Consider the following 13,771-nt stretch of genomic DNA (forward strand, 5'->3'; position numbering starts at 1 on the left):
ACCCAAACCTACGAGGCTCCCCATGGATTTCCATGCCACCCAAGACCCCGCACTTTCCCGCCTCATCATCTCCCGCGAGGAGGAGGTGACGCCCAAGGTGCTGAACGCGATGCAGAATACCGATGACGCGCGCCTGAAAGAGCTGATCACCGGCCTTGTCACCCATATGCACGCCTTCATCCGCGAAACCCGCCCGACCGAGGCGGAGTTCGAATACGGCCTGCGCTGGATCACGCGGCTGGGCCAGCTGACCGACGAAAGCCATAACGAGACGGTGCTGGCGGCGGATGTCTTCGGCATCTCGACCCTGATCGACCTGATCAACAACGACGGCATGCAGGGCGAGACGATGTCCGCCCTCCTCGGCCCCTTCTACCGCGGCGAAAGCCCGCACTGCCCCTTTGGCCAGACCATCGCCCGTTCGCAAACCCCGGGGCCGGAGCTTTTCATCAAGGGCCGCGTGACCGAACTGGACGGCACTCCGCTGGCCGGGGCGACGCTGGACATCTGGCAGGCCTCGCCCGACGGGCTTTATGAGAACCAGGACCCCGATCAGGCCGATTACAATCTGCGCGGCGTGCAGATGACCGGGGCGGATGGGCGCTATGAATTCCACTCGGTCCGGCCGGCGGGCTATCCGGTGCCGACCTTCGGCCCTGCCGGTGACCTTCTGAAGGCGCAGAACCGGGAACCGATGCGGCCGGCCCATGTGCACTTCATCGTCTCGGCCCCGGGCCACAAGACGCTGATCACCCAGATTTTCACCGACACCGAAGAGATGATGGCCGCCGATGTGGTCTTTGGCGCCAAGCGGCAGATCTGCGGCACGCTGGTCGAACATACCGAACTGCACCCCGATTACCCCAATGCCAAGCTGCCCTTCTTCACCTGCGAATATGACTTCGTGCTGAAACCCGGCACGCCCTCCTTCCCGATCCCGCCGATCTCCGGCAAAGCCAAGGCCGATCCCCATGTCTGAGACGCTCCTGAACAAGATCGCCGTTGTCGTCGGCGGCTCTGGCGGCATCGGCGCCGCCACCTGCCGGCGGCTGGCCGAGGCGGGGGCCACCGTGGTCGTGGGCTACCGCTCCGGCCGCGAGAAGGCCGAGGCGCTGGCGGCGGCCCTGCCGGGGCAGGGTCACGTCGCCCTGCCGGTCAGCGTCACCGACAGCGCCAGCATCACGGCCTTCCGCGAGGCGGTTGTACTGGCCTGCGGCAGGGTCGATATCCTGATCAATGCCGCCGGCACCACCACGCCCGTTCCCCATGCCGATCTGGATCGCCTGACCGACCAGATCATCGACGAGGTCTTCGCCTCGAACTGGCGCGGCGTCTTCGCCACGATCCGCGCCTTTGCGCCCTTGATGAAGGCTTCCGGCGGCGGGGTGATCATCAACCTCTCCTCCATCGCGGCCTACAAGGGGTTCGGGTCCTCGGTCGCCTATTGCGGGGCCAAGGCGGGGCTGGATTCCATGACCCATACGCTGGCGCTGGCCCTCGCCCCCGACATCCGCGTGCTCTCCGTCTCTCCCGGCGTGGTCGCCACCGGCTTCGTGCCGGGGCGCACGCCGGAACAGATCGCCAAGGCGGGCGAGGCGGCGCCGCTGCGCCGCGTGACCCAACCCGAAGACGTGGCCGATACAATCTATGCCGCCGTAGCCCATATGCCGCTCTCCACCGGCATCAGGATCGCGGTCGATGCCGGAAGGGCGCTCTGATGCAGTCGAAAGTCATTCTCACCTGTGCGGTCACCGGCAACCTCGCCACCCGCGAAAACCACCCCGGCCTGCCCGCGACGCCCGAGGAAATCGCCACCGCCTGCCTTGAGGCCGCCGATGCCGGCGCTGCCATCGCGCATATCCATGTCCGCGATCCGGTCACCGCCAAACCCTCGATGGACCTCGCACTTTACGCCAAGGTGATCGAGCTGATCCGGGCCCGCAACACGTCCCTGATCCTGAACCTGACCACCGGGCCGGGCGGCCGCTACGTCCCCTCGCTGGATAACCCCGCGGTCGCCGGCCCCGGCACCACGCTTCTGCCGCCCGAAAAGCGGGTCGAACATATCACGGCCCTGAAGCCCGAGATCTGCACGCTGGACCTGAACACGATGAACTCCGGCGGGCAGGTGGTGATCAACACCCCGCGCAACGCCCGCATCATGGCCGAGATCATCAAGAGCGCCGGCGTGAAGCCCGAGATCGAGCTGTTCGACACCGGCGATATCGGCCTCGCGCAGGACATGCTGAAAGACGGCTCGATTGCCGGCCCGATGATGTGCTCCATCGTCACAGGCGTGAAATACGGCCTGCCCTCCACCCCCGACGCGATGGCCGTTGCGGCCCGGATGCTGCCGCAAGGCACGGTCTGGACCGGCTTCGGCATCGGGCGGATGGCCTTCCCGATGCTGGTGCAATCCTGGCTGCTCGGCGGCCATATCCGCATCGGGATGGAGGACACCAGCTTCATCGCCAAGGGTCAGCTGACCGCCGGCAATGGCGAGCTGACGGAACGCGCCCGCGACCTGATCGAGAAACTCGGCGGCCAGCTCGCCACCCCCGACGAGGCGCGCGCCCTCCTCGGCCTGAACACCTGACCTTCACCCGGATACCCATACGGAGACATTCCCATGAACATGCAACATCCCCCCCTCTCCGGCCCCGCGATCCGCGTCGAAGAGAAATCCGCCGATCTCGACAACCTGAAGCTTTTGCTGGCCGACACGCCCGCCCCGCGCCCCGGCCCGGGTCAGGTGCTGGTCGAGATCGTGGCGGCAGGCGTCAACCCCTCCGACGTCAAGGCCTCGCTCGGCCACATGCCCCACGCGATCTGGCCGCGCACCCCGGGCCGCGACTTTGGCGGCATCGTCCGCGAGGGCCCGGCCAGCCTGATCGGGACCGAGGTCTGGGGCGGCGGTGGCGAGCTGGGCATCACCCAGAACGGCAGCCACGCCAAATGGATGGTCCTGCCGCAAGCCGCCGTCCGCGCCAAGCCCGCCAATTTCAGCTTTGAAGAGGCCGGCTCGATCGGCGTGCCCTTCATCACCGCCTTCGAGGGCCTGCGCGAGGCGGGCGGCGTGCAGCCCTGGGACAATGTCCTGGTCTGCGGCGCCAATGGCAAGGTGGGGCAGGCGGCGATTCAACTGGCAACCCTCGCCGGAGCGCGGGTCTTTGGCGTGGAATACAAGCCGATGGACTACCTCGGCCATGCCAATGCCGAGATCGAGATGTTCGACAGCTCCTCGCAGGACGTGGCGGCCCTGATCCGCGAAAAGACCGGCGGGCATGGCGTGGATATCGTCTTCAACACCGTGGGCAGCCCCTATTTCGCGCTGGCCAATGCGGCGATGGCGAAACAGGCGCGTCAGATCTTCATCTCGACCTTTGACCGGGCGGTGGACTTCGACATCTTCAACTTCTTCCGCGGCCGCCACAAATACATCGGCGTGGACACGCTCGCGCTCGACAGCGTTTACGGCGCCAAGATCTTCGACAAGCTGAAGCCGAAGTTCGAAACCGGGCACCTGAAGCCCTTCCCGATCAACCCCGCCGCGGTCTACCGTCTGGAGGATGCGGCCAAGGCCTATGCCTCGGTCCTGCGCTCCACCCCCGACCGCGTGATCCTGAAACCGTAATGGAGGTCACCCGCATCAGCGAGGCCCGGGGCTACACCGCCCCGGAGCATTTCGACATGGCTTGCCTGCGCCTGCAAGGTAAAGAGGCGACAGGGGCCAGGTCGATGTGGATGGGCCTGTCCCATCTTCTGCCGGGGGGGCACACCAGCCTCAAAGCCTCCCGGCAGGAGAAGCTGTACCTTGTGATCAGCGGCCATGTGACCCTGAGCAACGGCGCGGAGGAGGTCGTGCTCGGCCCGATGGATTCCTGCCATTTCGCCGCGGACGAGGCGCGCGCGTTGCGCAACGACACCACCTTGCCCGCGACGATCCTTCTGATCATGCAAGAGCTACCTGCCTGACCTGATCCGCCGTCGTGCTGTGGGTCAGGCCCAGCCGGGCCAGGCCGGGGGCGATCTCGGGCGCGGACATGAACAGCCGCCAGAGAAGCCCGCTGCGGGCGTTCTCGATCATCCCGACGATCGGCCCCTGGTCGATGGCCAGATGACTGCCCGCGACCCAATCCGCCGTCTGGTTGAAGCCGTCGTAAAAGCCCCACTCGCCCCACAGCCTGTCGCCCAGATCCTCATGGTAATGCCTGAGCGCCGCCAGCGATTCCACGGGCGTGTAGGGCATCGAGGCCAGCGCCGCCGTGGGCGCAATCACCCCATGGTCATTGGTGGGGGAAAAGGCATTGTAGCCCTTGTTGCCATCGCAGGCCGTCAGCCCCCAGGCCGGACCATAGCCCTTGAACCCCTTGGGATTGGCCTTGGCATAGGCGACATGGATCTGCGCATGGGCGCGGTTCTGGGCAAAGAACTCCACCTTGCCATCCCACAGTCCGCGCGGGTCGAGGCCGAGAAAGCTGTAATGGGTGAAGAACAGGGGCCCGCCCCAATCGGGGCCAAGCGGCAGCGGGATGCCAAGAAAGCTCTTGCCATTGTCATAGGTCTTCGAGGTTTTCCACCCGATCTGATAGGCCGCCGGATCAATCGGATGGGTGGGCGAGGCGGCGGCCAGAACGAAGGCCATCAGACCCTCATGGTAGCCGGTGATCGGCAATCCCTCGCCCCAATCGCTGCGGATGACATGGTGGCCGGTGCGATGCCACATCATCTTGGAGGGCGAGGGGCAGAAGGCCGCCCAATCCACCTCGCGCCACAGCGCGTCGATCTGGCGGGCGGTCTCGCCTTCGTTCAGCCATTGCCGGGCGGTCAGCAGGCCCTGCATCAGGAAGGCCGTCTCGACCACGTCGCCGCCATCGTCATTGGGCGAAAAGGCGATGGTCTGCCCGGTGGTGCCGTTCATCCAATGCGCGAAGGCCCCGTCATAGCGCGGCGCGGCGGAGAGGAAGTCAACGATCTTGGCCAGCCTTTGGCGCACATCGGCGACCGGCAGAAAGCCCCGCTCTGCCCCGGCGATCAGCGCCATGATGCCAAAGCCGGTGCCCCCGGTCGTCACGGTTTCCCGCGTGTCATAGCCGATCGCGCCCGAGGACCGCTCTCGCGCCATGCCACTGACCGGATGGGCGAAGTCCCAGAAATAGCCAAGGGTGCGGCGCTGCACCAGATCCAGCAAAGCGTCATTGGAAAGCCGCATCTCAGCTCCTTTTCCAGTCAAAGCGCAGGGTGGCCACGTCCTCTGCCGAGCGCCCGATCATCAGATCGAACGAGCCAGGTTCCCAGTCGGTGGTGTAGTGGGTCAGGCTCTCGCCCACCGGATAGCGCAGGGTCTCCGGGGTCAGGTGGAATGTCAGGGTGGCGGCCTCTCCCGGGGCGAGCGTGACCCGTTCAAACCCGATCAACTGGCGGCGTGGCCGGGCGGAATGGCCGGTCACGTCATGCAGCCAGGCCTGCACCAGATCGCTGCCCGCCCTGTCGCCGGTGTTGGTCACGGTGAGCGTGACGGTCAGTTCGTCGTCATCCTGCAGTTCGGTGGCCGAGGCTTGCAATGGGCCATGGGCGAAACTGGTGTAGGTCAGGCCGAAGCCCGCCGGGTACAGCGGCGTGGCGGGGCTTTCCAGGATGCAGTCGGTGGTGAACTTGCGAAACCACGGGCGGCCCGAGGCATCGGTCGCGGTATCGCCCAGAACCGTCACCCCCGCCCCGGTGATCGGCCGCCCGGTCGTCAGACCCTCGGTCCGGTAGGGCAGCTGGCCCAGATGCCGTGGCAGGGCCTGCGACAACCTTCCCGAGGGGTTGACCCGGCCAAAAAGCACATCGGCCAGCCCATTGCCCGCCTCTGTCCCCAGATGCCCGGCCCAGATCAGCGCATCGACCCGCGCCGCCTCGTGTTCCAGCGCCAGGGGACGGCCCGCCATGGCGACAAGGATCAGGGGTTTCCCCGCCTCGGCCGCATAGGCCGAAATCGCGTCGAACAGCGGGCGCTGCGCCTCTGGCAGGCCGATGTCGAGCCTTGTCGAGCTTTCGCCGGAATGCTCCTTGGCCTCACCCAGACACAGCAAAATCGCATCCGCTGTGCGCGCCACGGCCAAGGCCTCCTCCACCATTGCCCCGGGGCTGTTCGGCCCGAGGATGACCGAGGGCATGTCGCGGTTGTGCACGTTCAGCCGCGCCGCAAGCGCGGGGTCATCGACGATGTTGCAGCCCTTGGCATGGCGCACCGCCAGCCGGTTGCCGGCGGCAGCCGTGATCCCCTCCAGCAGGGTGACCGATTGGGTCGGGTCCACGTCAATCGCCCAGGTGCCCTGCATGTCGATCCGATCGTCGGCCAGAGGGCCGATGACCGCCAAAGTGCCGACCTCATCGCGCAGGGGCAGGGCGGCGTTTTCATTCTTCAGAAGGACCAGCGACTTGGCAGCAGCCTCGCGCACAAGCGCCACATGGGCCGGGGTGCGGGTCACAGCGTCGCGCAGGGCCTCGTCCATGCCGATATAGGGGTTCTGAAACAGGCCGAGGTTCCACTTCGCCACCAGCACCTCGCGGGCGCGCTGGGTGATCTCGGCCTCGGTTACCGGGCCGGCGCGGTAGGCGCCGTAAGCTGCGTAATAATGCCCGGGGTTGGCGGTGCCATCGGCGGCAAGTTCGGCCAGTTGGCGCAGGAAGGCCTGGGAGACGAGGTCGATGTTCACCCCGGCCTTGAAGGCGAGATAGGCCGCCTCGCGCGAAGTGGCGGCGATGCCGTGGTTGACCAGTTCGGGGTCGATCGCGGTGAAGTCGGTGACGATCAGCCCGTCAAAGCCCAGACGCTGGCGCAGCACCTCTTGCAGCAGAATGCGGTGTGCTGTCACCGGCATGTCGTTGATCGTGTTGAAGGCCACCATGATCGCCCCGGCCCCGGCCTCGATCCCGGCGCGGAAGGGCTCCATCACACGGACGAGGGTCGCGACCGAGGCCTCGACGCTGGAATAATCCCGCCCGGCCAAGGCTAGGCCATAGCCCAGAAAGTGCTTCAGCGTCGCCATGAAGCGGTCGGGGCGGGCCATGTCGCCATCGGCGCCCTGATAGGCCTTCACGATCACCTCGGCGATGCGGGCGCCCAGATAGGGCAACTCGCCATTGCCTTCGGCGATCCGGCCCCAGCGCGCATCGTGGCAGATGTCCAGCATCGGCGCCCAGTTGATCGTGATGCCATCGGCCCGCGCCTCGCGCGCGGTCATCTCGTTGATCCGCCGGATCAGGTCCAGATCCCAGGAGCAAGACAGCGCCAGCGGGATCGGCCCGCCGGTCTTGTAGCGCTGGATGCAGTCCTTGCCGAAGAGAAGGGGAATGCCGTTCGGCCCCTCTTCCACCGCCAACCGCTGCAACTCGCGCCGGTCGGCCACCGTGGCGCCGGTTGAAATCCCGCAAAGCTCGCCCCGCTTGATCATCACCGGCACATCGACCGCCTGCGCCACGCCGGTCGTGTCGATCCCGGCGCCGGAGGGGTAGTTCAGCTGGCCGATCTTTTCCTTCAGCGTCATCCGCGCCAGCAGCGCGTCGAGGAAGTGGTCCCGTTCAGTTGCGGCGGGCATGGATCACCTCCCGTCGGTCATCGCGGCGCGGCGAGGGCAGGCTTTCTGCGGCGCCTGACAGGTGCAACGGAGCACCCTCGACATAGGGCCGGACGGCGATGACCCCGTTGTCGATTTCGGCGATATAGTCGTAGACCGGCTCGCCGCTGGGCAGATAGGGCATGGCCCGGTTGTGGATCGAGGAAATCACCGTCATCTCCTTGCAGGTGCGCTTGAGCGTTTCGTAAAATTCGGACTGCGCCTGCGGATCAAGACCCGCCGTCACCTCGTCCAGAAAGGCGATCTCGGGCTGGTGCAGCAAAAGCCCGGCGAGGATCAGGCGCTTCTTCTGGCCGCCGGACAGGGCGCGTTCCCATTGCCGGCCGTTGAAGTTGCGCTCGTTCAGGCAGCGCAGCAGCGGGGCGCTGTCCAGCCCCGCCTCGACCAGAACGGCGGCCACATCGGCATCCTTGAAATCCGCCGCATCGGCCGAGCCCGCCACCAGCTGTTTCAGCGTGGTATCGGGGGTGCGCACGGCCTGGCTCGCGTAGAACGGGCGCAGGCCCAAGGGCAGGTAGATCTCGGCCCGGCCATAGTCCTGCTGATGCATCAAGGCGTTGAGGAAAGAGGACTTGCCGCTGCCCGATGACCCCACCAGTGCCGTCCACGACCCGGTGGGAAAGTACAGCTCGCCCTCGGCGCGCAGGAACGGCTCCGAAGTGGCCCCTTCGTGCATCAGTTCCAGCCCGAGGACGACGATGCCATCCTCGACCGGATGGCGGTGATAGCTGAAATCATGCACCCCGGTCGCCTGATAAAAGGCGCGGGTGTCCTGGACCTTTTCGATTGCGGCGGCATATTCGGTGATCCGCTCGGTATCGGCCTTCAGCGAGGCGATGGCGGGGGTCACGTCGATCAGCCAGGAAAAGCCGGTGGTCAGCTGACCGACCAGGGCCGCCGTGGTGACATAGGTCTGAAAGCCGATCTCGCCCTGGGCATAGGCCGGCAGCGCCAGGACCGAGGCCAGAACCTGAAAGGACAGCGTGCTGTAGAACCCCTGCAGCCCCATGAACCCGGCCTGCAGTATGTTGGAGCGGTGCCAGACGTTGTCGATCTCGACATAAAGCGTGCGGTTGACCTTTTTTTGCACCGCCTCGCCCGACTGCGCGGTGATCTGCCCGGCGCGGCGCACCATGGTGTTGAGCTCGGACCGGAAGGCGCCCTCGGCCTCGAGGAAATCCTTGTTCACATCGCGCATCACGGCGCCGATGCGGGTGAAGCCCCAGGTGACCAGCAGCGCGAAGGGGACGATACCGCCCAGCGTCAGGGCAAAGCTTGCGCCGTTGCCGAAAACCTCCAGCCCGCGGACCGGGGTCGAGATCCGCCACAAGGCGCGCGAGACCTCCCAGGTCGAGGCGATCACCGACAGGATGCCCATGGCCAGCCCGATCGCATTGCCGGTCATGGTTTTCAGGCTTTCCGCCTGGCGTTGGTCGATCGAATCCAGCCCCGGGATCGATTGCAGTTTCAGGAGCGTGCCGCCCTCGTCCAGGCTGGCTTCGGTGAATTGCGCATTCAGCCAGCTGCGCCATTGCCGCTGCAGGGTTTGCGACAGCAGGTGGCGAAAGGCGATCATGGTGACCGACAGCGCCACGACGCCGGTCAGCACCAGCGCGGCGCTTTGAAACACCGCGAAAGGCGACATGTTGCCGGGCGTCTGATAGGTCGCCTTGGCGTTTTCAAAGGAACCCGCCGCCATGGCGACCCAGACGCCGATCAGGCTGATGAACCAGGACAGCGCGGCCACCGCCAGACCCAGGGCCCAGGCCCGCCGCCACAGGGGCGAGCGCCAGTAGGCGGCGATCAGCCCCCAGAAGTCCTGCATGCCCCCGACCGCGGTGTGCGGGCCTGTTTCGGCCGACACGGCGGGGGCGAAACTGTGCCCATTGGCCTGCGCGTTCACCGGTTTTCCCCGTTGGTCCTGCGGCCTTGGCTGCGCCGCGAGGTTTGCCTCAAGGGTAGTCTAGCCTGATTCCTTTTCGCTTCGCCTGCTAAATCGGCGGTTTTCCGCGCGGTTTGAAGAAAAAGTGACTGGGTTTTGTCTGCCCCGGCGGGAGGACGTCCGGCCCGTCGCACCCTAGACGAGCGCCGCGCGGATCACGAGGGCGAGGACGCCGACCACCAGGATGCCGGCGACATAAAGGCCGAGGAACCACAAGGCCCGGCGCATCAGTGGTATCCATCCTCGGGCTTCACCTTGCCGCGGAAGACCCAGTAGGAATAGCCGGTATAGGCCAGGATCATCGGGATCAGCACCGCCGCCCCCACCAGCAGGAAGGCCAGCGAGGCGTCGGGCGCCGCCGCCTCGGCGATGGTCAGGCTGGGCGGCACCAGATTGGGGTAAAAGCTGACGCCCAACCCGGCATAGGACAAAACGAACAGCGCCGCCGTCGCCAGAAACGGCCGCAGGGCGTCGCCGTCGCGCAACCCCTTCCACAGCTGCCAGACCGTCAGGGCCAGCGGGACCGGCACCACCGCGCTCCAGATCCCCGAGGGCCAGCCGAACCAGCGCGCCAGATATTCCGGCCGCAGGAAGGGCGTGGCGAGGCTGACCGCGCCGATCAGGGCCACCAGCGCCACGGCCAGGGGCCGGGCAAAGGCCTGCGCCCGCACCAGGGTCGCCCCTTCGGTCTTCAGGATCAGCCAGGTCGCGCCCAACAGCGCATAGCCCACCACCAAGGCCAGTGCCGTCAGGCCGGAGAAGGGCGTCAGCCAATCCCAGTTTCCACCGCCATAGGCCCGCCCGGTCACCTTGATGCCCTGCACCAAAGCCCCCAGCGCCATGCCCTGGGCAATGGCCGCCACCAGCGATCCCGCAAAGAAGCCGAACTCCCAGAACCCGCGCATCCTTGTGGTGCGGTGGACGAATTCAAAGGCCACGCCGCGGAAGATCAGCCCCAGAAGCATGGCGATGATCAGGGGGTAAAGTGCGGGCATCACGATGGCATAGGCCAGCGGAAACACCGCGAACAACCCGCCGCCGCCCAAGACAAGCCAGGTCTCGTTGCCGTCCCAGATCGGGGCTACGGTGTTCATCGCCAGCTGGCGCTCCTCGCGGTTGTTCAGGAAGGGGTAAAGGAGCCCGATGCCCAGATCGAAGCCATCCAGCAGCACATAGGCCAGCACGGCGAAGGCGATCAGCCCGGCCCAGATGAAGGAAAGGTCGAAGATCATGGCGCTACTCCTTTGCCGCGGTGTGCGGCGCTGCGGGATCGGCCGCGACGGGCGTGATCCCGGCGGTGCGGGTCGGGCCGATCTCGTCGATCTCGATCCGGTCGCGCGGGCGTTTGGACATCAGGCGCAGGGCGTAAAAGGTGCCTGAGCCGAAGACGAAGAAATAGACCACGACAAAGGCCAGAAGCGAGGTGCCGACAGCCGAAGCATGCAGGGGCGCCACGCTGTCCGAGGTGCGCAACAGGCCATAGACGGTATAGGGCTGCCGCCCGGCCTCGGTCGTGATCCAGCCGGCCAGGACGGCGGCGAACCCTGCCGGCGCCATCAGCACGGCGGCGCGGTGCAGCCAGACCTCGGTGTAAAGCCGCCCCTTCCAGCGCGCCCAGGCCGACCAGAGCCCGATCCCCAGCATCGCAAAGCCGATCGCCACCATGACCCGGAAGGTCCAGAAGATCACTGCCGATTTCGGGCGCTCGTCGGCGGGGAAGTCCTTCAGCCCCTTCATCGGCACGCTCAAGCTATGGGTCAGGATCAGCGAGCCGAGATAGGGGATCTCGACCTTGTAACGCGTGACCTCGCCCTTGTCGTCGGGCAGGCCGAACAGGATCAGGGGCACGCCGCCCTCGGGGTAACCCTCGAAATGGCCCTCCATCGCGGCGATCTTGGCGGGCTGATATTCCAGCGTGTTGAGCCCATGCGCATCGCCGGCAAAGATCTGGATCGGTGTGACGATCAGCGCCATCCACATCGCCATCGAGAACATGATCTCCGCCCCCCGGCTGTCGGGGGAGCGGATCAGGTGCCAGGCGCCGACCCCGCCGACCATGAAGGCCGTGGTCAGATAGGCCGCCAGCACCATATGCACCAGACGATAGGGGAAAGACGGGTTGAAGATCACCGCTCCCCAATCCGCCGGGACGAACTGGCCCAGATCGTTCATGGTGTAACCCTGCGGCGTCTGCATCCAGCTGTTCGCGCTCAGGATCCAGAAGGCCGAGAACAGCGTGCCAATCGCCACGATCGCCGTGGCCGCCATATGCAGCCGCTCACCCACCCTCTCGCGGCCAAACAGCATGATGCCCAGGAAACCCGCCTCGAGGAAGAAGGCCGACATCACCTCGTATCCCATCAAGGGCCCGATCACCGGGCCGACCTTGTCGGAAAAGACCGACCAGTTGGTGCCGAACTGATAGGACATCACGATGCCCGAGACGACGCCCATCCCGAAGATCACCGCGAAGATGGTCTTCCAATATTCAAAGAGCCGCAGGTAAACCGCGTCCCTGCGCCAAAGCCAAAGTGCGTTCAGCACCGCCAGAAAGCTTGCCAGGCCGATGGTGAAGGCCGGAAAGATGATATGGGCCGAGATGGTGAAGGCAAACTGTAGCCGCGCCAGATCAATCGCCGAGATGTCGCCGAACATGGGTTTCTTCCTCAGATCCTGAAACGCCCGGCAGGGGGAGGGAAGGTGCGGGCAATGGGCGCAAGGTCTGGTCCCAGCCTGCGCAGCCGCGCCCTGCATTGCAACTATGCGAAGGTATGCAGCCGCCCCGAACCCGCTGTGACGTCAGGGCAAAAGGACGGTCGCCCCGGTGGTGCGTCGGTTCTCCAGATCGTCATGGGCAAGAGCGGCCTCTTGCAGCGGGCGCGTGTGCGGCGCCGGGGTCTGCAGGACGCCGCTGGCGAGACGGGCGAACAGATCGCCGCTGCGGGCCAGAAGCTCCTCCCGGCTGGCGATGTAGTCGAACAGCACCGGACGATTGGCCGAAAGCGAGCCGCCCCGCGCCAGGTCGGCCAGGGTAAAGCCGGTGATCATCCCCGAGGACTGGCCGAAATTCACGAACATGCCCCGCCGCTGCAGGCATTTCAGCGAGCCCGCCCAGGTGTCCTGCCCGACCGAGTCGTAGACCACCGCAACACCTTTGCCCTCGGTCACTTCGCGGACAACGCTGACGAAATCCTCGCTCCGGTAGTTGATGACATGGGCATAGCCATGCTGGCGGGCCAGAGCGACCTTCTCCGCCGAACCCGCAGTGCCGATCGCCATGGCCCCCAGCGCCTTCAGCCACTGGCCAAGCAGCAACCCAACCCCACCCGCCGCCGCATGGACCAGCACGCGATCCCCGGGCTGGACCGCGTGGCAGGCGGTCACCAGATATTGCGCCGTCAGCCCCTTCAGCAGCACGCCCGCGATCTGCACATCCGAAATCGCCTCCGGCAGGGCCAGAAGCCGTTCCGCCGGCACCACCCTTCGCTGGCGGTAGGCGCCATGCGGCAGGACATAGGCCACGCGGTCACCGGGGGCCAAACCGGTGACACCTGGCCCCACCGCCTCGACGACGCCCGCAGCCTCCGCCCCGGGGATCATGGTGGGCGTGGTCCAGGGGTAAAGGCCAGAGCGGTTGTAGATATCGAGGAAGTTGACCCCGATGGCCGTCTGCCGCACCAGAACCTCCCCCGCAGCGGGGGAGGGGGTTGCGATGTCCTGCCAGAGCATGACCTCCGGGCCGCCGGGCTGATGGGCGATCAGGGCCTTGTCCATGACGTCAGCTTTCGATCTGGAATTCGGGATCGACCGGCACCTGCATCGCGGTCACCAGATGGTTGGTCTGCGCGGCGAGCCCGATGATCGCGACCATCTCGGCATGCTGCGCCTCGGTCATGCCCTTGGCCCGTGCGGCAGCGGTGTGGGAATGGACACAGTAGCTGCAGCCATTGGCGGTCGAAACCGCGATATAGATCATCTCCTGCACCACCCGGCCCAGAACCGTCTCGCCCGCCATGACCTCTTTCAACCCGCCCCAGGTCCGCTCCAGCAGCGCGGGGTCATTGGCCGCCGCCCGCCAGAAATTGTTGATGAAATCCGACTTCCGCGTCGCGCGGATATCGTCGAACACCGCCTTGACCCGCGGGATCGCTTCGGCCTCGGCGTCGGTCAGCAGTTTCACGGTTGCCATTCTGTCCTCCTCTGG

At 66.1% G+C, this 13,771-nt stretch carries 13 protein-coding genes; 5 read left to right on the forward strand and 8 right to left on the reverse strand.

The annotated features are described in order from the left end of the window. Positions 1-22: 22 nt before the first annotated feature. The 5 genes from AC1DVR_RS01920 to AC1DVR_RS01940 are packed head-to-tail and all read left to right on the forward strand — an operon-like array spanning position 23 to position 3,975. Positions 23-979 (forward strand): dioxygenase family protein, encoded by a 957-nt coding sequence (locus AC1DVR_RS01920; RefSeq protein WP_477998827.1) that lies wholly within the window; start codon positions 23-25, stop codon positions 977-979. Next, positions 972-1,718, forward strand: a complete 747-nt coding sequence (locus AC1DVR_RS01925; RefSeq protein ID WP_477998828.1) for an SDR family NAD(P)-dependent oxidoreductase — start codon at positions 972-974, stop codon at positions 1,716-1,718. Before AC1DVR_RS01920 ends, AC1DVR_RS01925 begins: the two co-directional genes overlap by 8 nt. Beyond that, positions 1,718-2,596, forward strand: a complete 879-nt coding sequence (locus tag AC1DVR_RS01930; protein ID WP_477998829.1) for a beta-keto acid cleavage family enzyme — start codon at positions 1,718-1,720, stop codon at positions 2,594-2,596. The genes AC1DVR_RS01925 and AC1DVR_RS01930 overlap by 1 nt, the downstream gene beginning before the upstream one ends. A gap of 33 nt (positions 2,597-2,629) precedes the next feature. After that, the gene (locus AC1DVR_RS01935; protein ID WP_477998830.1) at positions 2,630-3,634 is read left to right on the forward strand and encodes a quinone oxidoreductase family protein; all 1,005 of its coding nucleotides are present in this window, start codon (positions 2,630-2,632) and stop codon (positions 3,632-3,634) included. Next, positions 3,634-3,975, forward strand: a complete 342-nt coding sequence (locus AC1DVR_RS01940) for a cupin domain-containing protein (protein ID WP_477998831.1) — start codon at positions 3,634-3,636, stop codon at positions 3,973-3,975. Before AC1DVR_RS01935 ends, AC1DVR_RS01940 begins: the two co-directional genes overlap by 1 nt. Here the strand turns inward: AC1DVR_RS01940 and AC1DVR_RS01945 are convergent. From AC1DVR_RS01945 to AC1DVR_RS01980, 8 genes are all read right to left on the reverse strand, one after another. Beyond that, on the reverse strand, positions 3,953-5,212 hold the full coding sequence (locus AC1DVR_RS01945) for a glucoamylase family protein (RefSeq protein ID WP_477998832.1): 1,260 nt from the start codon (positions 5,210-5,212) through the stop codon (positions 3,953-3,955). The two genes, AC1DVR_RS01940 and AC1DVR_RS01945, sit on opposite strands and share 23 nt — an antisense overlap. Before the next feature lies 1 nt (position 5,213). Beyond that, positions 5,214-7,586: a glycoside hydrolase family 3 N-terminal domain-containing protein gene (locus tag AC1DVR_RS01950; RefSeq protein ID WP_477998833.1), complete on the reverse strand. Its 2,373-nt coding sequence runs from the start codon at positions 7,584-7,586 to the stop codon at positions 5,214-5,216. Further along, on the reverse strand, positions 7,570-9,450 hold the full coding sequence (locus tag AC1DVR_RS01955; RefSeq protein ID WP_477998834.1) for an ATP-binding cassette domain-containing protein: 1,881 nt from the start codon (positions 9,448-9,450) through the stop codon (positions 7,570-7,572). The genes AC1DVR_RS01950 and AC1DVR_RS01955 overlap by 17 nt, the downstream gene beginning before the upstream one ends. A 252-nt stretch (positions 9,451-9,702) precedes the next feature. After that, on the reverse strand, positions 9,703-9,795 hold the full coding sequence (locus AC1DVR_RS01960) for a DUF2474 domain-containing protein (protein WP_477998835.1): 93 nt from the start codon (positions 9,793-9,795) through the stop codon (positions 9,703-9,705). Then, positions 9,795-10,799 (reverse strand): cytochrome d ubiquinol oxidase subunit II, encoded by a 1,005-nt coding sequence (cydB, locus tag AC1DVR_RS01965; protein ID WP_477998836.1) that lies wholly within the window; start codon positions 10,797-10,799, stop codon positions 9,795-9,797. Before cydB ends, AC1DVR_RS01960 begins: the two co-directional genes overlap by 1 nt. Positions 10,800-10,803: 4 nt before the next feature. Next, positions 10,804-12,222 carry a cytochrome ubiquinol oxidase subunit I gene (locus tag AC1DVR_RS01970; protein WP_477998837.1) on the reverse strand — a complete coding sequence of 473 codons (1,419 nt, stop codon included), beginning with the start codon at positions 12,220-12,222 and terminating at the stop codon, positions 10,804-10,806. Positions 12,223-12,366: 144 nt separating this feature from the next. Next, positions 12,367-13,341: a quinone oxidoreductase family protein gene (locus AC1DVR_RS01975; protein ID WP_477998838.1), complete on the reverse strand. Its 975-nt coding sequence runs from the start codon at positions 13,339-13,341 to the stop codon at positions 12,367-12,369. 4 nt (positions 13,342-13,345) lie between these two features. Beyond that, the gene (locus AC1DVR_RS01980) at positions 13,346-13,756 is read right to left on the reverse strand and encodes a carboxymuconolactone decarboxylase family protein (RefSeq protein ID WP_477998839.1); all 411 of its coding nucleotides are present in this window, start codon (positions 13,754-13,756) and stop codon (positions 13,346-13,348) included. Positions 13,757-13,771: the final 15 nt, after the last annotated feature.

The sequence above is a fragment of the Rhodobacter sp. P2_H5 genome, from assembly GCF_056403335.1.

What these genes read in the sequence shown, in the direction of transcription:
- AC1DVR_RS01920 (WP_477998827.1), top strand. Translation starts at nt 23, where the DNA reads ATGGATTTCCATGCCACCCAAGACCCCGCACTTTCCCGCCTCATCATC.
- AC1DVR_RS01925 (WP_477998828.1), top strand. Translation starts at nt 972, where the DNA reads ATGTCTGAGACGCTCCTGAACAAGATCGCCGTTGTCGTCGGCGGCTCT.
- AC1DVR_RS01930 (WP_477998829.1), top strand. Translation starts at nt 1,718, where the DNA reads ATGCAGTCGAAAGTCATTCTCACCTGTGCGGTCACCGGCAACCTCGCC.
- AC1DVR_RS01935 (WP_477998830.1), top strand. Translation starts at nt 2,630, where the DNA reads ATGAACATGCAACATCCCCCCCTCTCCGGCCCCGCGATCCGCGTCGAA.
- AC1DVR_RS01940 (WP_477998831.1), top strand. Translation starts at nt 3,634, where the DNA reads ATGGAGGTCACCCGCATCAGCGAGGCCCGGGGCTACACCGCCCCGGAG.
- AC1DVR_RS01945 (WP_477998832.1), bottom strand. Translation starts at nt 5,212, where the DNA reads ATGCGGCTTTCCAATGACGCTTTGCTGGATCTGGTGCAGCGCCGCACC.
- AC1DVR_RS01950 (WP_477998833.1), bottom strand. Translation starts at nt 7,586, where the DNA reads ATGCCCGCCGCAACTGAACGGGACCACTTCCTCGACGCGCTGCTGGCG.
- AC1DVR_RS01955 (WP_477998834.1), bottom strand. Translation starts at nt 9,450, where the DNA reads ATGCAGGACTTCTGGGGGCTGATCGCCGCCTACTGGCGCTCGCCCCTG.
- AC1DVR_RS01960 (WP_477998835.1), bottom strand. Translation starts at nt 9,795, where the DNA reads ATGCGCCGGGCCTTGTGGTTCCTCGGCCTTTATGTCGCCGGCATCCTG.
- cydB (WP_477998836.1), bottom strand. Translation starts at nt 10,799, where the DNA reads ATGATCTTCGACCTTTCCTTCATCTGGGCCGGGCTGATCGCCTTCGCC.
- AC1DVR_RS01970 (WP_477998837.1), bottom strand. Translation starts at nt 12,222, where the DNA reads ATGTTCGGCGACATCTCGGCGATTGATCTGGCGCGGCTACAGTTTGCC.
- AC1DVR_RS01975 (WP_477998838.1), bottom strand. Translation starts at nt 13,341, where the DNA reads ATGGACAAGGCCCTGATCGCCCATCAGCCCGGCGGCCCGGAGGTCATG.
- AC1DVR_RS01980 (WP_477998839.1), bottom strand. Translation starts at nt 13,756, where the DNA reads ATGGCAACCGTGAAACTGCTGACCGACGCCGAGGCCGAAGCGATCCCG.